Raw genomic sequence first — 18,797 nt, forward strand, 5'->3', positions numbered from 1 at the left:
AAAAAATGAGAAAGATATTGTTTTACACTACAGCATTTAGCCTTATTTTTGCAACCGCTTGTAAAAATGATTCCATGAAAAATAAAGGTATTACACCACCAATTGCAGAAAAAATTCCAGTAGAAATTGAAACGCATGGTGATATTAGAATTGACAATTATTTTTGGATGCGTTTGTCTGATCAGCAAAAAAACGCCAAAGTAAAAGACGAGCAAACTACAAAAACGCTTGATTATTTAAATGCAGAAAACGATTATTACGATCAAATAACATCTCATACAAATAATTTTAAAACGTCTTTGTTCGAAGAAATGAAATCTCGAATTAAAGAAGATGACGAATCTGTTCCGTATAAAAAGAATGGCTATTTTTACATTACGAAATACGAAAAAGGACAACAATACCCAATTTATACCCGTAAAAAAGCATCTTTAGATGCTAAAGAAGAATTGTTGTTTGATGTAAATGAATTGGCAAAAGGACACGATTATTTCCAATTAGGCGGATTAAATATCAGCCAAAATAACGAGTTGGCAGCTTTTTCGGTTGATACAATTAGTAGGCGACAATATGTGCTTCACATTAAAAATTTAAAAACAGGAAAAGTTTACAACGATGTAATTACCAATACAAATGGTGGTTCAGTTTGGGCAAACGATAATAAAACCTTGTTTTACACAAAAAAAGATCCTGTTTCTTTAAGAAGTTATAAGGTTTTTAAACATGTTTTAGGAACGAATGAATCTGATGATGTTGAAGTGTATCACGAAAGTGATGAAACATTTGGAATTGGAGTAGCAAAAACAAAATCAAATGATTTTATTGTAATTGCCTCTTATTCAACTTTATCAACAGAATATAGAGTGTTAGATGCAAATAACCCTAACGGAAGTTTTAAAATTATTCAACCAAGAGAACGTAATTTAGAATATAGTGTTTCGCATTATGGAGATCATTTTTATCTGTTAACAAATAAAGATGGCGCTAAAAATTTTAAATTGATGAAAACTCCAGTCGATAAAACTTCTAAAGAAAACTGGGTAGATGTAATTAAGCATAGAGAAGACACGCTGTTAGAAGATGTTTCTATTTTTAAAAACTATTTAGTACTAGAAGAACGTACTAATGGATTGAATAAAATTAGAATTAAACGTTGGGACAATACCAAAGATTATTATTTACCTTTTGATGAAGAAACCTATACGGCAGATGTATATTCAAATCCAGATTTTGATACCAATACAATTCGTTATTCTTACAATTCAATGACAACGCCAAGTTCTGTAATTGATTTTAATATGGATGACCAATCAAAAGAAATCAAAAAAGAACAAGAAGTTTTAGGAGGAAAATTTGATAAAAATAAGTACACGAGCAAACGTGTTTGGGTAGCCGCAAGAGACGGAAAAAAAATAGCGATTTCTTTAGTATACAGAAAAGATATTGAGATTAATGAAAACACACCAGTATTGCAATATGCGTACGGTTCTTACGGTTATACAATTCCTGATGGATTTAGCACCACAAGATTAAGTTTGTTAGACAGAGGATTTGTGTATGTTTTAGCGCATATTAGAGGAAGCGAATATTTAGGAAGAAATTGGTACGAAGACGGAAAACTATTAAAGAAGAAAAACACGTTTAACGATTTTGTAGATTGTTCTAAGTTTTTAATAGAAAATAACTATACATCGGCAAATCATTTATACGCAATGGGCGGATCTGCTGGCGGATTGTTAATGGGAGCAATTGCAAATATGAATCCAGAATTGTACAACGGAATTATAGCGCAAGTTCCTTTTGTTGATGTAATTTCTACCATGTTAGATGAAAGTATTCCGTTAACAACGGGAGAATTTGACGAATGGGGAAATCCGAAGAACAAAGAATATTACGACTACATAAAAAGTTATTCTCCGTACGATCAAGTAAAAGCAAAAGCATATCCAAATATGTTAATTACAACCGGTTATTGGGATAGTCAAGTGCAATATTGGGAACCTGCAAAATGGGTTGCTAAATTAAGAGAATATAAAACAGACGATAACATTTTGTTATTGCATACAAATATGGACGCTGGCCATGGTGGAGCATCAGGAAGATTTGATGCCTTAAAAGAAGTAGCTAAAGAATACGCATTTATGTTAGATTTAGAGAATAAAATTGAATAATGACAAGAAATCAAAACACAAATAAAAATATTTTAGAACTCGTTGGGCAAACACCATTAGTTCAGTTAAACACCATTACAAATCACTTAAAAGGTTCTTATTTTGCAAAATTAGAATCGTTCAACCCAGGTCATTCTGCAAAAGACAGAATAGCAACGTATATTATAGAAAACGCAGAGAAAACAGGACTTCTAAAACCTGGAGATACCATTGTAGAAACTACTTCTGGCAATACAGGTTTTTCACTGGCAATGATTTCTATGGTAAAAGGCTACAAATGCATTTTAGCAGTCAGTTCTAAAACATCTCAAGATAAGATTGACATGTTAAAAATAATGGGAGCAGAGGTGCATTTATGTCCTGTAAATGTTGCCGCAGACGATCCTCGCTCTTATTACGAAGTAGCAAAAAGAATTCATAAAGAAACTCCGAATTCCATTTACATCAACCAATATTTTAACGAATTAAATAGTGAAGCACACTACCATTCTACAGGACCAGAAATTTGGAAACAAACCGAAGGGAAAGTTACACATGTAGTTGTTGCAAGCGGAACAGGAGGAACAATTTCTGGAATTGGGAAATACTTAAAAGAGCAAAATCCAGCAATTAAAATATTAGGTGTAGATGCGTACGGTTCTATTTTAAAAGGGTTTCACGAAACAGGAGAAATAGACGAAGAAGATATTTATCCGTACAGAATAGAAGGTTTGGGTAAAAATTTAATTCCTACTGCAACTAATTTTGATGTAATTGACTGTTACGAAAAAGTAACAGATAAAGATGCTGCGCTTAGAGCTCGAGAAATTGTAGCCAAAGAAGGAATTTTTTCTGGATACACAAGCGGTGCTGTTCTTCAAGCGGCAATTCAGTACAACAATAAAAATATGTTTGCAACTAATAGTGTTGTTGTATTGGTTTTTCCTGATCACGGATCTAGATATATGAATAAAATTTACAACGATTCTTGGATGCAACAGCAAGGGTTTATGGAGTAGTGCTTGTTATATAGATGCGCATTTATTTGATTAACTCCTAAAAAAACAGTTAATTTGCACTCTCAAATTTGAAGAACAAAACATATGACGAAAGATTTATTTGAAAGAATAAAAGGTGATAAAGGACCATTAGGAAAATGGGCTGATAAAGCCGAAGGATATTATGTTTTTCCGAAGTTAGAAGGACCAATTTCTAACAGAATGTCTTTTAACGGAAAGAAAGTTATTACGTGGAGTATTAATGATTACTTAGGATTGGCAAATCATCCAGAGGTGTTAAAAGTTGATGGAGAAGCTGCTAGAGAATACGGAATGGCGTATCCAATGGGCGCAAGAATGATGTCTGGTCATACTGTTTTTCACGAGCAATTAGAAAAAGAATGTGCAGAATTTGTTGAGAAAGAAGCTGCTTATTTGGTCAACTTCGGTTACCAAGGAATGGTTTCTGCAATTGATGCGTTGGTCACTAAAAACGATATCATAGTATATGATATGGATACGCACGCTTGTATTATTGATGGAGTTCGTTTGCATGCAGGAAAACGTTTTGTGTACAAACACAACGATATGGAAAGTTTTGAGAAAAACTTACAACGTGCTACTAAAATGGCTGCTACAACAGGCGGCGGAATCTTAGTAATTTCTGAAGGAGTTTTTGGAATGCGTGGAGAACAAGGAAGATTAAAAGAAATTGTTGCTTTAAAAGAAAAATACAACTTCCGTTTATTAGTAGATGATGCTCATGGTTTTGGAACTTTAGGGAAAGACGGAAAAGGAACCGGATTTGAACAAGGAGTACAAGACGGAATTGACGTTTATTTTGCAACCTTTGCAAAATCGATGGCTGGTATTGGTGCTTTCTTTGCAGGAGATGAAGATGTAATACAGTATTTACAATACAATATGCGTTCTCAAATGTTTGCAAAATCTTTACCAATGGCAATGGTAAAAGGAGCATTAAAACGTTTAGATATGTTGCGTACAATGCCAGAATTAAAAACAAAACTCTGGGAAAACACCAATGCTTTACAAGGTGGTTTAAAAAAGGCTGGTTTTGATTTAGGAACTACACAAACGTGTATTACACCAGTGTTTTTAAAAGGAGAAATTCCTGAAGCAATGGCAATGGTCAATGACTTACGTGAAAATTACGGAATCTTTTGTTCTATTGTGGTGTATCCAGTAATTCCAAAAGGATTGATCATCTTAAGATTGATTCCGACTGCAACACATACGCAAGAAGATATTGATGAAACAATTGCAGCATTTTCTGGAATTAGAACCAAATTAGAAAATGGTACCTATAAAAAGATTGCTGTTTCTATGATGGAAGAATAGTTTTTCTATAGATCCTTTTTACACATCTAGCTAAAGAACAAAATTGATATTTACGTTTTTCTGTAAAAGTTGTTTTTCATCTTTTTAAAAAGGATTGATTTTGCTTGTTAAGTAATTTTTTAAATTCCAATTTTATTTTATTCCAGCGATGAATTCTAAGTAAATTTGGCAAAGGAAACTGAAGCTTATGCCTATATTTGCAAAAAATAAAACCCTAATTATGATGTCCCAATTGCTTTATAATCCTTTTAAAGAATTGATTTTTGACGAACATTTTTGCTTCCTTTCTGGAGTTTTAACGACCGAAAGCATGACCGTTTTTCCGAAATGGTTGATGGATCATTTTAAATTTGGTGATGAAAAAATTGAGATGATGGACAAAGCGAAATCATATCACTACGAAGATCTTAGATTGCCGTGTTCTGTTGAAGTAAAAAATGCTTTTGAAGAACTAGATGTTAAGGTTGAAACCGCATATCAAAAAGGTTTTGAAGGAATGGACGCACTCGAAGAGGAATTGCTTTTTCAATGGACAGGCAGAATGGTTTATGGCTTGTTGTATTACGAAATGATTTACGAAAGAGACACGCAGCTAGCGCAAAACAAAACTTTTGAACTTTCTGAAACGCTTAGAAAACGTTTTGGGTATTTTCATTTGATGCTGCAATCTATTGTAGAGCCAATTACTTTTGTTGGACAAAAACCGTGGAGTATTGCCGTTTTTCCGCTTAAATATTCTTCAGATATTTTTAGCTATCGCGATGATGCTATCAATTTAATGTTTTCGTTTGGAGTAAATGGTTTTGGTTTTATAGCCTGTTTGCAAGACAATGGAGTAATAGCTGAGAAGCACAAAGAAATTCTCGATAAAATGAAAGGACATGTGTTGCATCCTGTGCAATTTGAAGAATTGTACGCACGCTTTCATTATTCAGATTATATCTTACAACACCAACCAGAATATAACGTTGAAAGCTTAGACGAAAACATTAGCATAGAAGTTGCAACCACTGGAGTGCAACCTGTTTTTGGGTTTTGGGACGAGAATATATTTGCCCAATTGCTTTCTAATTATTGGCAAGTGTACGGAATAGAAAAAGAAGATATCCTTCAATTTCAAAAGCCGCCAGTAAGTTTTTTAGAAAACCCGTATTCTAAAGATTTTATACAACCAGAAGCGATTAGTTTGCCGTTTTAAGAAACGTGTTTGTATATGGGTTGTTGCGGCTGGCTAGCGATAAATTTAGTTAATTAAAAACCAACATTGAATAATCACTGGATTTTTTCACCGGAAAAATTCGCCAGCAATGATGCATACACGTTGTTTTTATTATAATCCAGAAATTTTATAAATTCTAGAACAGATCATTGATACATTTAGTAAAAGTCTAAAATGGATTCCATTTATCGTTGTTTTTTCTGTTTTGCTTAGATCGTATTCAAACTTGTGTTTAGTACTCATCATTTCAACACCATTTTTTCCTCTAATCTTTTGAATGTAAGCTTCTTTAAAAAAAGTATCAAGTGTTTTGGTGTCATATTCAACATTGTGAGCAATTGAATTTCTTAATAAGTTTAGAAGTTTTAATAAACGATAAAGTTGTGAATTTCCGTTTTCAAAAAGTCCAAGTAGCTTTGCAATTTCTATTTTATTGGAATATGTAAATCTAACTTTTTTGAAATTTACTTTCTTTTTTGCATATTCATTAATATAAAATTGAAGAGCCCTTTCAGTCATTAAGTGACCTTTCAAAATAAGGTTATCCATATCTTTACAAACCAAAAGATGGTCTACATATAAATCAATTCTAGATGATTCTTGGGTTTCTTTCTTCATTTAATAATTATGCACAACGTGTTTGTATATGGTTTGTTGCGTGTTTCAAGCAACTAATTTAGTAAATAATTAACGACCAAGAAAGTCCGCGAGGACTTTCGTAAGTAGGCAAGAAGCCAGCAATAAATTATATACGGTGTTGTAGGTAGTACTTTATAATTCATTCGGAAGTATAAATTGTTCTAAATCATATTTTGGAATTAATTCAATATTTTCCACGTCGTCTTTAATAGCTTTAAACCTTTCTATTAATATTTCTGCATCTGGAGCTTGAAAATAAACTCTCTTCAAGTTTTTCATTCCACCAATTATTTTTCTATCAATGTCTCTGTTGAAAAAAGGAAATGAATAGCCAATAACAACTAAAGCAACAGAATCTTTAGATGCTTCGATTGCCATTTCAACAATGCTTTTTTCAGGATTTTCCCTTTCCCAAGCAAATGAAAAATTCGAATAAATATTATTTAAATATATAGCTGCAGTATAATTTCTAACAATTTGATTTATAAAGTTTATGTCAATTTCTACATTTAAATTTGTTGCGTACATATATTGTCTCCAACCATTGTCAGAGTATAAACCAGTTGTTCCGTTTAATTTATATATTCCAAATTTATCTCTTTGATGATTGTCACCATATTTGTGATTAATATTCAATGATGTTTGAATATTTGAAATTTCACTTTGACCTGAATATTCAAGATAGGATAGTTCAAATTGGTAGTCATAATTCCAAGATAATATTCTTATGTTTTCTGGAAAATCATATAATTCATTATGAATTGAAGCAAAAAATGAATCATATCTTTTATCAGGTTGATTTATAGTTTGTTCGAAAATAAAGAAAATTGATAGAGCCACTTTAAGTTTGTCTAACTTTTTACGTTCTCTTTTTATAGTAAGTTTTTTTGCAAAAGTGTCCACACTTGCGTGTTTAGAACTCTCATCTAATAACCATTGTAAATCAGTTATCAATTCCTTTTGATAAACATTTTTTGATTCTAAATTTTTCAACCCAATATCTGTAAATTTATCTTCAGCTGATAGTTGTAATTTTTCGCTATTTAATAAATCAATTAAACTTTTTAATCTGGATGGAATTTCATTTACTATTGGAAGAGCATTTCTACTTGCTCCGGCTCCAAATAAATATGCAATTTTATTCATAGTTTTTTCTCTTTCAGGGTATTTTACCTACAACTCGTTATAAAGTAACTAAAGCTCTCTTTATCAATTTTTACATTAAAAATAAAACAAGTTACTGTTTTGTTTAGCATCTCAAATATAGCAAAATAAAGGCATAAAAAAAGCGCATCCATGATGGATGCGCTTTTGTAGTATAGTTTAAAACTATTTTATCTTTCTCTACGTCTTCTTCCGAAACCGCCAGATTGTCTGTCTGCAGAACCTCTATCAGGTCTGTCTCCGCCAGCTCTTGGTTTTCTGTCAGAAGAACCGCTTCTTCTTGGAGAAGATGAAGAAGAGCTTCTATCGCTACGTTTTCTTCCGAATCCACCGCCATCAGATTTTGGTGATCTTCTTCCGCTTCTATCACCGCCACGACCTCTTCCGCCGCCAGAACGTTCTTTCTTCGTAATTTCTATATTTACGCCACGTCCGTTAAATTCTGGATCGTTTTCTTCAAAAGCACTTAATGTTTGTCCTTCAAAGTTTTTATCCAATTCAAAGAATGAAAAAGTGTCTAAAATATCAATTGCGCCAATTTCTATATTGTCTGTAATACGTTGGTCGTTAATTAAACCAATTAATCGTGCAGGATTTAAATCGTCTTTTCTACCTAAGTTGATAAAGAAACGCGTCATGTTTTCGTCTCTTGGTCTTCCTCTTCCGCCAGAATCTCTAGAGTCTCCTCTAGATGCTGCTAAATCGTTTAAATCTTTTGCATTTTCGTAATAGGCTAAGAACGTATTGAACTCTAAAGAAACAAATTTCTGAATCAATTGTTCTCTGTCTAATCCTTCTAGTTTTTCGTAAATACTTGGTAAAAATTCTTCAATTTGATTGGTATTTACTTCTGCATTTTGCACTTTATCAATTAAATGCATTAATTGATTTTGACAAATTTCTTTTCCGCTAGGAATATTTGCTTGTACAAATTTCTTATTGATAATTCTTTCTATAGAACGTAATTTTCCTTTTTCTTTTCCGTTGACCAAGACAATCGAAATTCCTTTTTTACCAGCTCTACCAGTTCTTCCAGATCTGTGTGTGTAGTTTTCTATTTGGTCTGGTAATTTATGGTTGATAACATGTGTTAATTCAGTAACATCCAAACCACGCGCCGCAACATCTGTTGCTACTAAAATCTGAATACTTTTCTTTCTGAATTTATCCATCACGCCATCACGTTGCCCTTGAGATAAATCTCCGTGCAACGCATCTGCGCTATAACCATCTTTTATTAAGTTATTTGCAACTTCTTGTGTTTCTCTACGAGTTCTACAAAATACAATTGCGTAAATATCTGTATTTACATCTGCAATTCTTTTTAAAGCTTCGTAACGTGTACGTTCGTTAACTACATAATATTCGTGACTTACGTCATCAGAACCTTCGTTCTTTTGCCCAGAAGTAATTTCTATAGGCTTGGTCATGTAGTTTTTTGCAATCGCTTCAACTTCTCTTGGAAAAGTTGCAGAAAATAACAAAGTTTGTTTTTCAGCAGGAGTTGCTTCTAAAACTTTATCCAATTCGTCTTTAAAACCCATGTTTAACATTTCATCGGCTTCGTCTAAAACGATCCAACGAATGCTTCCTAGTTTTAAGGCTCTACGCTTAATTAAATCTACTGTTCTACCAGGAGTTCCAACAACTATTTGAGAACCTTTTTTTAATGAACGAATTTGTTCATCAATGTTTGCTCCACCATAAACGGTTGTAGTTCTTACACCTTTTAAATATTTTGCAAACTCTTCGATGTTTTTTCCAATCTGAACTGCTAGTTCTCTAGTTGGAGATAAAATAATTGCTTGTGTGTCTTTACTATTTACATCTAATTGTTGTAAAATAGGCAAACTAAAAGCGGCTGTTTTACCAGTTCCGGTTTGTGCAAAAGCCTTTAAATCTTGTGTGGATGCAATTACTTGTGGAATTGCTTTTTCTTGAATTACTGTAGGGTTTTCATAACCCAAATCTGTTAGCGCTTTAGAGATTTCTTCTCTAAGCCCCAACTCTAAAAATGTTGACATGCTGTGAACAATTGTGAATCACAGACGCCAGTATCTGTAAACTCGGTTTATAAACGCTTTAGAATCTGTTACTTATTAAACTGGGTAACAACGATCTAATCTTCTTAATTCTTATAATTAAGAGCGTGCAAAGGTACGTAAAATAATATGGATTTACCTAAGAAGATTTAGTCTTTCTGTAAAGTCTTTAATTGTTTGTAAATTTTAGAGCTGGTAATAGAAGCGTAGCCGTTTACAATTTCACCTTTTTTATTGATCAATAAAGTTCTTGGTAATTTGCTCGTTAAAAACTCGTTTATTTTACTTTCTGGGCCGATAAAAAACTGTTGCTTAATATCGATTCCTTGTACCGCTTTTTCTTTTGTAGAGGCAGCAATTTTTACACCGATAAAATTAAGTTTTGGAAATTTTTCTGATAAATAATTAATTCTTGATGATAAATATTCGCCACTGATATAATTAGGATTCCAAAGATAAATAACACTATTTTTATTTTTTGTTAATTTTTTGATACTGTGTTTGGCATTGTTAAAATCTAACACATCAAAGGCAGGTAATTGATTTCCAGCATGTACTTTGTTTACATCGTTAATTAAACGTTGAATTTCTTTTTTATCCTCTATGTCAGAACTTAATTTAAAATAGGTAAAGAAAGCTTCTTTATTAATGCTACAAGATGATTTATCTAAAAAATCATTGATAACGATTTGTCTTAAAAAAGTATTTTTTAATTTTTCGCTAGTAATGTTTTTATCAATCGTATTTAATAAAGCCACCGTAAATTCATTTGATGTATTCGAATAGCCTTCTTTGTACACATTGTTGTAAAGTCTATTTACAATGTATTGTGTGTAAGATTTTAAATACATTAAATCGCTATTGTTTAAATCGATGTTTTTTCTGTAGCTATAAAATGCAGCATCTATTTTAGGAAAATCAGCTGCCTTGTTGATTTCTTTATATTTGGCTGGATATCTTTCAAATCGATTGTAAATAGGATATTTGGCAACCACTTCTAAAACTTTAGAATAGTTTTCTGGCAAGTCGGTTTGTCTAGATTTAAAAGCATCAATTTTTAACTGTCTTAAATTTAATAAAGAATCTAATTTTGCTTTAAAAGCAGTTGGTTCTAAACCGTAAAATGAATAAATATAATGGTTATAGCGTTCTTTTTCGTTTTCTAAAAAGCAATCAATAAGGATGTTGTTTTTCTCAGCTCCAATTCCGCTAAAAACCAAAGATTCATCAAAATCCCAAGTATTTAAACGAATAGAAATACTATCATTTGGTTGAAAATAAATGTATTGATTTTCGTTGCCATGAATAAAGTAGTAGAAACCTTCGTTAAAATCTTTAAAAGATCCTAAAAACTTATCTTCTTTGTCTAAAAACAAACTATCAATCAGCTTGTCATTTTGGTACAGCAACACAAAATCAGATTTTGGATGTATAATTTTACCACCAAAATAAGTGCGTTTTTCTTTGTTAGAAGTTGTACAACTACCAATTAAAACAATAGTTGTAAGTAAAAAACAATATTTAAAAAATCGATTCATTTATTCATTTTAGACTAGAAACAAAATTACATATACATCTTGCAACAACTTGTTAATACGTTGTTAAAGTATTTTATAAAAGTAGCATTTTTAAATGAGTATTTTACTTCTGTATTTTATTGATTTATAAAAGATGTTTATTCTATTTTTAAAGCAAAAAACACCCAAAACTCCTTATAAATTTTATACTTTTGCCAAAAATTTAAAATTATAGAAAAATGCTTTCAGTTTCAAATTTATCCGTTCAGTTTGGTAAAAGAATATTATTTGATGAAGTAAACACAAAATTTTTACAAGGCAATTGCTACGGTATTATTGGCGCAAATGGTGCAGGAAAATCTACCTTTCTTAAAATAATATCTGGAGAGCAAGATCCAACTTCTGGTCATGTGCATTTAGAAACAGGAAAAAGAATGTCGGTTTTATCTCAGAATCACTTTGCTTTTGATGAAATTCCAGTATTAGAAACTGTTATTATGGGAAACAAAGAATTGTTTGCCATCAAAAAAGAAATGGATGCTTTGTATGCTGATTATACGGATGAAAATGCAGAAAAAATTGGCGAATTACAAGTAAAGTTCGAAGAAATGAATGGTTGGAATGCAGATTCTGATGCCGCAGCAATGTTGTCTAACCTTGGAATTAAAGAAGATTTGCATTATACATTGATGAAAGATTTAGACGGAAAACAAAAAGTGCGTGTGTTATTGGCACAAGCAATTTTTGGAAATCCAGATGTTTTAATTATGGATGAGCCAACAAACGACTTGGATTTTGAAACCATTAATTGGTTAGAAAATTTCTTAGCAAATTATGATAATACGGTAATTGTAGTTTCGCATGATAGACACTTTTTAGATGCGGTTTGTACACATATTTCTGATATCGATTTTGGTAAAATAAACAACTATTCTGGGAACTATACTTTTTGGTACGAATCGAGTCAGTTAGCAGCAAAACAAAGAGCACAACAAAACAAAAAAGCCGAAGATAAAAAGAAAGAATTAGAAGAATTTATTCGTCGTTTTTCTGCAAACGTTGCGAAATCGAAACAAGCAACTTCGCGTAAAAAAATGATTGAGAAGTTAAATGTTGATGATATCAAACCATCAAGCAGAAGGTATCCTGCAATTATTTTTAAAAGCGAGCGCGAAGCTGGAGATCAGATTTTAAACGTAGAAGGATTGGCTAAAAAGTTTGAAGGAGAATATTTATTTAATGATATCAACATCAACCTAAATAAAGGTGATAAAGTTGCTATTATTTCTAAAAACTCTAGAGCAGTTACTGCTTTTTATCAAATTTTAAATGACAGAGAAAAGGCAGATGCTGGTTCTTTTGATTGGGGAGTTACAACAACACAATCTTATTTACCGTTAGAAAATGCTGAGTATTTTACAAATGCAGAATTAGATTTGGTAGATTGGTTACGTCAATATGCGCAAACAGAAGAAGAAAGAGAAGAAGTTTTTTTAAGAGGATTTTTAGGGAAAATGATTTTTAGTGGAGAAGAAGCATTGAAAAAATGTAATGTGTTGTCTGGTGGAGAAAAAGTCCGTTGTATGTTGTCTAGAATGATGATGACAAGAGCAAATATTTTACAATTAGACGAACCAACAAATCACTTAGATTTAGAATCGATTCAGGCTTTAAATAACTCGTTAATTAACTTTAAAGGAACCGTATTGCTTTCTACACACGATCATGAATTTGCACAAACGGTTGCAAATAGAATTATAGAAATTACTCCAAAAGGAGTGATTGATAGATATGCTACTTTTGATGATTATTTATCTGATCCAAAGATTAAAGAACAACGAGAAAAAATGTATTCATAAAACATAAAAAAAGGAAGCTGATTAGCTTCCTTTTTTTATGTCATTCCTGTGAAAACAGGAATCTTACCAATCTTATTTAAATTATTATGTTATTCCTGACTTTGTAGAAATAACAGTAAAATTATTTCTTCTGCAACGGACTGATAATTTTTACATCAGAAAAAGAAATTGCACCTCTAATAACAGCATCAATGGTAGTTTTTAATGCTTCTATCAATTGCATTTTTAATAGCGATTTATGATAAATTAAACTCACTTCCCTTGCTGGTGGCGGACTAATAAATTCACGTAAATGACTTTTATCGACGTCGTTTAAATCTAAGGTATGTAAATACGGAAGCAATGTCATTCCCAAACCTTCTTTTGTTAATTTTATAAGTGTATCAAAACTTCCACTAGCCAATTGAAACGATTTTTTATTATCAGTTTTGTAGGTTCTACATAAGTTGATGACACTTTCTTTAAAACAATGTCCATCTTCTAATAACAAAATATCGTCCATTTCTAATTCATCAGGATTAATCACTTTTTCTTTAAAAAGACGATGATTTTCTGGGATCAAACCTACAAAGGGTTCGTAATATAAAGGTCTTTCTTTAATTGCTTCGTTTTCTAACGGAGTTGCAGCAATCGCAGCGTCTATGTGTCCGTCAGTAAGTTTTCGTATGATTTCTTCGGTGGTTAATTCCTCAATAATCAATTTTACTTTCGGGTATTTTTTAGTGAAATTATTTAAGAACATTGGCAATAAAGTTGGCATCACCGTTGGGATGATTCCCAGTTTAAATTCGCCACCAATAAACCCTTTTTGTTGATGCACAATATCTGTTATTCTATTGCTTTCATCCACAATAATTTTTGCTTGCTCCACAATCTTTTTTCCAATATCTGTTAGTTCAATTGGTTTTGTAGAACGATTAAATATTTTAGCTTTTAGTTCGTCTTCTAATTTTTGTATTTGCATACTCAATGTGGGTTGTGTAACAAAACTATGCTCAGCAGCGATTGTAAAATTCTGATATTCTGCTACAGAAAGTACATATTTTAATTGTGTAATAGTCATTTCATCAATATTTTTGATAAAGATATTAAAACTATCAATATTACTTATAGTTTTTGATTAAAATCTTTTTGTAATTTTGAAATGAACAAAAAAATAGACTAAAAATGAACAAAACAGTATTAGGATTAGACAGAAAAGAAACGGAAAACTTAGTGAATGAATTAAATGTTTTGTTAGCTAATTTTCAAGTATATTACCAAAGTTTAAGGGGTCTACACTGGAATATAAAAGGGAAGAATTTTTTTGAATTGCATGTAAAGTTTGAAGAGTTGTATAACGATTCACAATTAAAAATTGATTTGATTGCAGAACGAATTTTAACCTTACAAGGAAAACCATTACATACTTTTAGTGAGTATATTTCGTTGGCAAAAGTTCCTGTTGCAAAAGATGTTTCTAACGATATTGAAGCTGTAGAAGTAGTTGTACATTCACTTTCAGAATTGTTGTCGATAGAACGAGAAATTTTAAATAATTCTGGAGATGCAAATGATGAAGGAACAAATGCTATGATGAGCGATTTTATAGCAGAACAAGAAAAAACAATTTGGATGATGAATGCTTGGTTAGGGAAATAACCACCATTAGTTTACATAAAAAAAGAGCAACCATGGTTGCTCTTTTTTTATGTTGTTTAATTCCAAAACTCTCGTTTTTTGTTCAGTTCTTCTTCTTCTTTTGTCAATTCCTCTAATTCTTTTACAGAGAGTACTTTTAAAAATGAAGGATGTTGCTCTATAGCAAACTCAATTTTGGTAACAATATCTGCTACAGATTCATTTTCGTAATCGATTTCTAAAGGTTCTTTAATCACCATAGATTGCAACACATTTCGTTTTTTTATCACCAATCCTTTTTTATCAAAAGAACGTCTAAATCCATCAATAACAACAGGTACAACTGTTGGTTTATAGGTTTTAATAATATGCGCAGTTCCTCTTCTAATTGGTTTAAATGGCGTTGTTGTTCCTTGAGGAAATGTAATCACCCAGCCATCTTTTAATGCTTTTCCGATATTAGAAATGTCTGAATTTTTTACTTGTCTGTTTACATTTTTCCCGTTGCTTCTCCAAGTTCTTTCAATAGAAACGGAACCAGCATACGCAAAGATTTTAGGTAATAATCCAGAACGCATGGTTTCGCCAGCAGCAACATAATAAAGGTTTAATTTAGGTTGCCAAATATAACCGATGTTTTTAATGTTATTATCTCTGCCTTTTAAGGAAGCATTAAATACGTGAAACATGGCAGTTACATCTGCAAAATACGTTTGATGATTAGAAACAAAAAGTACATTATTCTCGGGTAAATTTCTAATAATTTCTGAACCTTCGATGTGTAAATTATTAAATCGTCTATATCTACCATGAGAAACGGTAGCAAAAATTCTAATCACCCATTTTTTTAAAAACAGAATATGTCCAAAAGGATTTCTTTTGAATAAAGGCATTAATAGTTGGTTTTAATTTTACTAGTTAGTTACCTGCTAAAATACAAAAGAATATAGTAACAGGCTATTTTAATAATTCTTTAATTTCATTTAGAATCATTGCAGTTGCTCCCCAAACAATGTAATTATTTAGTTTAAAGCAAGGTACATCAATATTTTTTGCATAAGAAGTTGTAATATTTATAGATGTAATATTAGCATCGTCTAAAAGGTCTTTTAGCAAAACATCAAAAGTCTGTTCTACTTCATGATTTGTATTAAAAACAGGTTTCTCTTCTGTATATGCAATAAATGGAGTTGCTAAAAAATTACTTGGCGGAATGTACACATCTGTGATTTCTCGAAGAACGGTAATGCGTTCCTTTAAAACTCCAACTTCTTCAAAAGTTTCTCTTAACGCAGTTTCCTTTAGGTTTTTATCCGATTTTTCTATTTTTCCTCCAGGAAAACTAATCTGTGCAGAATGTGTTCCTTTATAACTTGCTCGCTCTGTAAGTAAAAAACAAGTTTCGCCATTTTTATTTGGATAAAATAATGCTAAAACTGCAGCTCTTTTTGGATTGCTAGCAGCAATTTTTTCGGCATTATAATTTAAACGCATTTTTGGAGCCAATCTAAACTGAGATTCTAAGCCACCAATTTTTGCAGACTGTATATGATTTATCGTATTTAAAAATGCAGTAAATTTCATTATTCTATACTTTTTAAAAATCTTTTAAAACCTAATCTACGCAACATTTTCTTTTCAAAATTCCAGAAAAAGGTAAACTGCCCAAAAAGCCAACCGTTACAAACAATTAAGATTTGGTAAAAAGGGAAAATCAATAAAATCCGTAAAGGTCTGTATATCCAAGGATTTGTGGTTGCTTGACCTAAGCCAATAAAATTTAAAATAGGTTTTGCAATCACTAAAGAAGTATAACCTGTAATAGAAAACACTAATAAAATAACAAACACTTGCCAGTTAGAAGTTACATTCCAACGCTTTTTTAATTTCTCCATTTTTAAAAGTATGCCGCAAAAATACAACATGATTCTAGTTATAGAAAATTTAAACAAGTACATTTCTAAAATAACGTTCAGAAATTTGGAGGATGGATTTTATTTTTTTTACCTTTCAAAATTATAATTATAATTCTATTAAATGAAAAAATTAGCACTACACTGGAAAATATTATTGGGAATGTTATTAGGAGTTGTTTTTGCCCTAATCATGACAAATTTTGATTTTGGAAAAACCTTTATTAAAGATTGGATAAAACCATTTGGAACCATCTTTATCAACTCGTTAAAATTGATTGCAATTCCACTTATTTTAGCAGCATTAATTAAAGGAGTTTCAGATTTAAAAGATATTTCTAAGCTTTCAAAAATGGGAGGAAGAACCATTGGTATTTATATTGTAACCACTGTAATGGCTGTTTCTATTGGATTGGTGTTAGTAAATATAGTAAAGCCTGGAAAACAAATTTCTGAATCTACAAGAACAGAAATGGTAGAAAGTTATAGCACAAATACTACAAAATATAAAGATGAAGCCGCTAAACAAAAAGAAAGCGGACCCTTACAAGCTTTGGTAGATTTAGTACCAGAAAATATTTTTGCAGCAGCAACCAGTAACAGAAATATGTTACAGGTAATCTTTTTTGCAGTGTTTTTCGGAATAGGTTTGATTTTGATACCAGAAGAAAAAGGAGCAACGGTTAAGAAATTTTTTGACGGATTTAATGAAGTCATCCTTAAAATGGTCGATTTAATAATGCTAGCAGCACCTTATGGTGTATTTGCTTTATTAGCAGCTTTGGTGGTCGAATCTCCAAGTTTAGATTTGTTTAAAGCTTTAGGTTGGTACGCAATAACAGTTATTGGCGGTTTAATGTTAATGATTGTCATCTACAATATATTGGTGGTTGTTTTTACAAAAAAAACACCAAGCTTTTTTATGAAAGCAATGGCTCCAGCACAATTACTAGCATTCTCTACAAGTTCAAGCGCAGCAACACTTCCGGTTACAATGGAAAGAGTTACAGAACATATTGGTGTAGAAGAAGAAGTTGCAAGTTTTGTGTTGCCAATTGGAGCAACAATTAATATGGATGGCACAAGTTTGTATCAAGCAGTTGCAGCAGTATTTATTGCACAAGCATTTGGAATGGATTTAACTTTTGGAACTCAATTAGGAATTATTGCAACAGCAACCTTAGCATCCATTGGTTCAGCAGCTGTTCCTGGTGCAGGAATGGTAATGTTGGTTGGAGTTTTGGGTTATGCTGGAATTCCAGAAGCTGGTTTGGCGTTGATTTTTGCGGTTGATAGACCGTTGGATATGTGTAGAACTGTAGTAAATGTAACTGGAGATGCAGCTGTTTCTATGTTGGTTGCAAAATCAGTTGGTAAATTAGGTGAACCTAAAATTCAAGATTGGGACGATAATTACAAAGAGGTTAAATAATATTAAAAAAACTTAATATAAGATTATAATTAATGGAGAATTTATTACAAATAGAAAAACCATTAGTTTCTGTAAATTGGTTGTATCAACATAAAGATGCAACCAATTTAATAGTTTTAGAGGGTACAATTCCTAAAGTTTCTCTGAGTAAAATTGATGGTGTTACTGCAGAAAATCAAATTCCGAATACTCGTTTTTTTGATCTTAAAAAAACATTTTCTATTCAAGGAGCAGCGTTTCCAAATACAGCAATCAAACCAAAAGATTTTGAACGAGAAGCAAGAAAATTAGGAATCAATAAAAATTCTTGTATTGTGGTGTACGATATGCACGGAATTTATTCTTCGCCTAGAGTTTGGTGGTTGTTTAAATCGATGGGTTTTGATAATATTGCTGTTTTAGATGGTGGATTTCCTGCATGGGAAAAAGCAAGGTATCCAATAGAGAAAAAACAAACTCACAATGTTGAATTAGGAGATTTTGAAGCAAAGTATCACCCAGAAAAAATAATTGATTCTGATGCAGTACTAAGATCAATTTCTAACGGAGAGAAACAAGTTGTTGATGCTCGTTCTGTTGGAAGATTTAATGCAGCCGAACCAGAGCCTAGAAAAGAAATACGAAGCGGTCATATTCCGACTTCTACAAATTTACCGTTTGCATCACTTTTAAATACTTTTGAATTAAAATCGAAAGAAGAATTAGAGCAATTATTTTTAAAAGTGAATCCATCTAATAAAGCACTTGTTTTTTCTTGTGGTTCTGGAATTACAGCCTGTATATTGGCTTTAGGAGCAACAATTGTAGGTTATAAAGAGGTTTCTGTGTATGATGGTTCTTGGACAGAGTGGGGAAGTTTACCTCACTTACCAATTGAATAACAGT

16 protein-coding genes are annotated in these 18,797 nt (G+C 31.7%); 8 read left to right on the forward strand and 8 right to left on the reverse strand.

Annotated elements, in window-relative coordinates:
* The first annotated feature begins 5 nt into the window (after nucleotides 1–5).
* The 4 genes from KCTC32516_RS09055 (at nucleotide 6) to KCTC32516_RS09070 (ending at nucleotide 5,705) form a co-directional block, all read left to right on the forward strand.
* Nucleotides 6–2,171, forward strand: coding sequence for a S9 family peptidase (locus tag KCTC32516_RS09055; RefSeq protein ID WP_436410099.1), 2,166 nt, complete (start codon nucleotides 6–8; stop codon nucleotides 2,169–2,171).
* On the forward strand, nucleotides 2,171–3,169 hold the full coding sequence (gene capA, locus KCTC32516_RS09060; protein WP_301400096.1) for a cysteate synthase: 999 nt from the start codon (nucleotides 2,171–2,173) through the stop codon (nucleotides 3,167–3,169). Before KCTC32516_RS09055 ends, capA begins: the two co-directional genes overlap by 1 nt.
* An 84-nt stretch (nucleotides 3,170–3,253) precedes the next feature.
* Complete coding sequence (gene capB / locus KCTC32516_RS09065; protein WP_301400097.1) at nucleotides 3,254–4,507, forward strand: cysteate-C-fatty acyltransferase; 1,254 nt, start codon at nucleotides 3,254–3,256, stop codon at nucleotides 4,505–4,507.
* 187 nt (nucleotides 4,508–4,694) lie between these two features.
* On the forward strand, nucleotides 4,695–5,705 hold the full coding sequence (locus tag KCTC32516_RS09070; RefSeq protein ID WP_301400098.1) for a hypothetical protein: 1,011 nt from the start codon (nucleotides 4,695–4,697) through the stop codon (nucleotides 5,703–5,705).
* A 132-nt stretch (nucleotides 5,706–5,837) separates the two neighbouring features.
* Here KCTC32516_RS09070 and KCTC32516_RS09075 read toward each other — a convergent pair whose 3' ends face one another.
* From KCTC32516_RS09075 to KCTC32516_RS09090, 4 genes are all read right to left on the reverse strand, one after another.
* Nucleotides 5,838–6,344: a hypothetical protein gene (locus tag KCTC32516_RS09075; RefSeq protein WP_301400099.1), complete on the reverse strand. Its 507-nt coding sequence runs from the start codon at nucleotides 6,342–6,344 to the stop codon at nucleotides 5,838–5,840.
* Between the two features lie 153 nt (nucleotides 6,345–6,497).
* Nucleotides 6,498–7,511, reverse strand: a complete 1,014-nt coding sequence (locus tag KCTC32516_RS09080) for a hypothetical protein (RefSeq protein WP_301400100.1) — start codon at nucleotides 7,509–7,511, stop codon at nucleotides 6,498–6,500.
* A gap of 188 nt (nucleotides 7,512–7,699) precedes the next feature.
* A complete protein-coding gene (locus tag KCTC32516_RS09085; RefSeq protein ID WP_301400101.1) occupies nucleotides 7,700–9,553 on the reverse strand; it encodes a DEAD/DEAH box helicase in 1,854 nt (617 codons plus the stop codon).
* A 167-nt stretch (nucleotides 9,554–9,720) separates the two neighbouring features.
* Nucleotides 9,721–11,109 (reverse strand): TlpA family protein disulfide reductase, encoded by a 1,389-nt coding sequence (locus KCTC32516_RS09090; RefSeq protein WP_301400102.1) that lies wholly within the window; start codon nucleotides 11,107–11,109, stop codon nucleotides 9,721–9,723.
* Nucleotides 11,110–11,327: 218 nt separating this feature from the next.
* On the opposite strand from KCTC32516_RS09090, the gene KCTC32516_RS09095 reads away from it, so the two are divergent.
* Entirely contained in the window at nucleotides 11,328–12,947 is a 1,620-nt protein-coding gene (locus KCTC32516_RS09095) for an ABC-F family ATP-binding cassette domain-containing protein (protein WP_301400103.1), read from the forward strand.
* Nucleotides 12,948–13,068: 121 nt separating this feature from the next.
* Here the strand turns inward: KCTC32516_RS09095 and KCTC32516_RS09100 are convergent, their stop codons facing one another.
* Nucleotides 13,069–14,010 (reverse strand): hydrogen peroxide-inducible genes activator, encoded by a 942-nt coding sequence (locus KCTC32516_RS09100; protein WP_301400104.1) that lies wholly within the window; start codon nucleotides 14,008–14,010, stop codon nucleotides 13,069–13,071.
* Between the two features lie 104 nt (nucleotides 14,011–14,114).
* Here KCTC32516_RS09100 and KCTC32516_RS09105 point away from each other — a divergent pair, with 104 nt between their 5' ends.
* Nucleotides 14,115–14,588 carry a Dps family protein gene (locus KCTC32516_RS09105; protein ID WP_301400105.1) on the forward strand — a complete coding sequence of 158 codons (474 nt, stop codon included), beginning with the start codon at nucleotides 14,115–14,117 and terminating at the stop codon, nucleotides 14,586–14,588.
* Between the two features lie 56 nt (nucleotides 14,589–14,644).
* Here the strand turns inward: KCTC32516_RS09105 and KCTC32516_RS09110 are convergent, their stop codons facing one another.
* From KCTC32516_RS09110 to KCTC32516_RS09120, 3 genes are all read right to left on the reverse strand, one after another.
* Nucleotides 14,645–15,460, reverse strand: a complete 816-nt coding sequence (locus KCTC32516_RS09110; RefSeq protein WP_301400106.1) for a lysophospholipid acyltransferase family protein — start codon at nucleotides 15,458–15,460, stop codon at nucleotides 14,645–14,647.
* 64 nt (nucleotides 15,461–15,524) lie between these two features.
* Nucleotides 15,525–16,151 (reverse strand): NUDIX hydrolase, encoded by a 627-nt coding sequence (locus KCTC32516_RS09115; RefSeq protein WP_301400107.1) that lies wholly within the window; start codon nucleotides 16,149–16,151, stop codon nucleotides 15,525–15,527.
* Entirely contained in the window at nucleotides 16,151–16,462 is a 312-nt protein-coding gene (locus KCTC32516_RS09120; RefSeq protein ID WP_301400108.1) for a DUF6787 family protein, read from the reverse strand. The genes KCTC32516_RS09115 and KCTC32516_RS09120 overlap by 1 nt, the downstream gene beginning before the upstream one ends.
* Nucleotides 16,463–16,604: 142 nt before the next feature.
* Here KCTC32516_RS09120 and KCTC32516_RS09125 point away from each other — a divergent pair, with 142 nt between their 5' ends.
* Together KCTC32516_RS09125 and KCTC32516_RS09130 are read left to right on the forward strand one after the other, a co-directional pair.
* Nucleotides 16,605–17,912 carry a dicarboxylate/amino acid:cation symporter gene (locus KCTC32516_RS09125; RefSeq protein ID WP_301400109.1) on the forward strand — a complete coding sequence of 436 codons (1,308 nt, stop codon included), beginning with the start codon at nucleotides 16,605–16,607 and terminating at the stop codon, nucleotides 17,910–17,912.
* Nucleotides 17,913–17,944: 32 nt separating this feature from the next.
* Nucleotides 17,945–18,793: a sulfurtransferase gene (locus KCTC32516_RS09130; RefSeq protein WP_301400110.1), complete on the forward strand. Its 849-nt coding sequence runs from the start codon at nucleotides 17,945–17,947 to the stop codon at nucleotides 18,791–18,793.
* The last annotated feature ends 4 nt before the right edge of the window (nucleotides 18,794–18,797 follow it).

The sequence above is a fragment of the Polaribacter huanghezhanensis genome, assembly GCF_030444335.1.
GTDB lineage: Bacteria > Bacteroidota > Bacteroidia > Flavobacteriales > Flavobacteriaceae > Polaribacter > Polaribacter huanghezhanensis.

Excerpts from the sequence above, each read along its gene's own strand:
- capB (WP_301400097.1), top strand. The coding sequence starts at position 3,254 with ATGACGAAAGATTTATTTGAAAGAATAAAAGGTGATAAAGGACCATTA.
- KCTC32516_RS09095 (WP_301400103.1), top strand. The coding sequence starts at position 11,328 with ATGCTTTCAGTTTCAAATTTATCCGTTCAGTTTGGTAAAAGAATATTA.
- KCTC32516_RS09110 (WP_301400106.1), bottom strand. The coding sequence starts at position 15,460 with ATGCCTTTATTCAAAAGAAATCCTTTTGGACATATTCTGTTTTTAAAA.
- KCTC32516_RS09130 (WP_301400110.1), top strand. The coding sequence starts at position 17,945 with ATGGAGAATTTATTACAAATAGAAAAACCATTAGTTTCTGTAAATTGG.
- KCTC32516_RS09075 (WP_301400099.1), bottom strand. The coding sequence starts at position 6,344 with ATGAAGAAAGAAACCCAAGAATCATCTAGAATTGATTTATATGTAGAC.
- KCTC32516_RS09125 (WP_301400109.1), top strand. The coding sequence starts at position 16,605 with ATGAAAAAATTAGCACTACACTGGAAAATATTATTGGGAATGTTATTA.
- KCTC32516_RS09120 (WP_301400108.1), bottom strand. The coding sequence starts at position 16,462 with ATGGAGAAATTAAAAAAGCGTTGGAATGTAACTTCTAACTGGCAAGTG.
- KCTC32516_RS09055 (WP_436410099.1), top strand. The coding sequence starts at position 6 with ATGAGAAAGATATTGTTTTACACTACAGCATTTAGCCTTATTTTTGCA.
- KCTC32516_RS09080 (WP_301400100.1), bottom strand. The coding sequence starts at position 7,511 with ATGAATAAAATTGCATATTTATTTGGAGCCGGAGCAAGTAGAAATGCT.
- KCTC32516_RS09115 (WP_301400107.1), bottom strand. The coding sequence starts at position 16,151 with ATGAAATTTACTGCATTTTTAAATACGATAAATCATATACAGTCTGCA.
- capA (WP_301400096.1), top strand. The coding sequence starts at position 2,171 with ATGACAAGAAATCAAAACACAAATAAAAATATTTTAGAACTCGTTGGG.
- KCTC32516_RS09090 (WP_301400102.1), bottom strand. The coding sequence starts at position 11,109 with ATGAATCGATTTTTTAAATATTGTTTTTTACTTACAACTATTGTTTTA.
- KCTC32516_RS09100 (WP_301400104.1), bottom strand. The coding sequence starts at position 14,010 with ATGACTATTACACAATTAAAATATGTACTTTCTGTAGCAGAATATCAG.
- KCTC32516_RS09105 (WP_301400105.1), top strand. The coding sequence starts at position 14,115 with ATGAACAAAACAGTATTAGGATTAGACAGAAAAGAAACGGAAAACTTA.
- KCTC32516_RS09085 (WP_301400101.1), bottom strand. The coding sequence starts at position 9,553 with ATGTCAACATTTTTAGAGTTGGGGCTTAGAGAAGAAATCTCTAAAGCG.
- KCTC32516_RS09070 (WP_301400098.1), top strand. The coding sequence starts at position 4,695 with ATGCCTATATTTGCAAAAAATAAAACCCTAATTATGATGTCCCAATTG.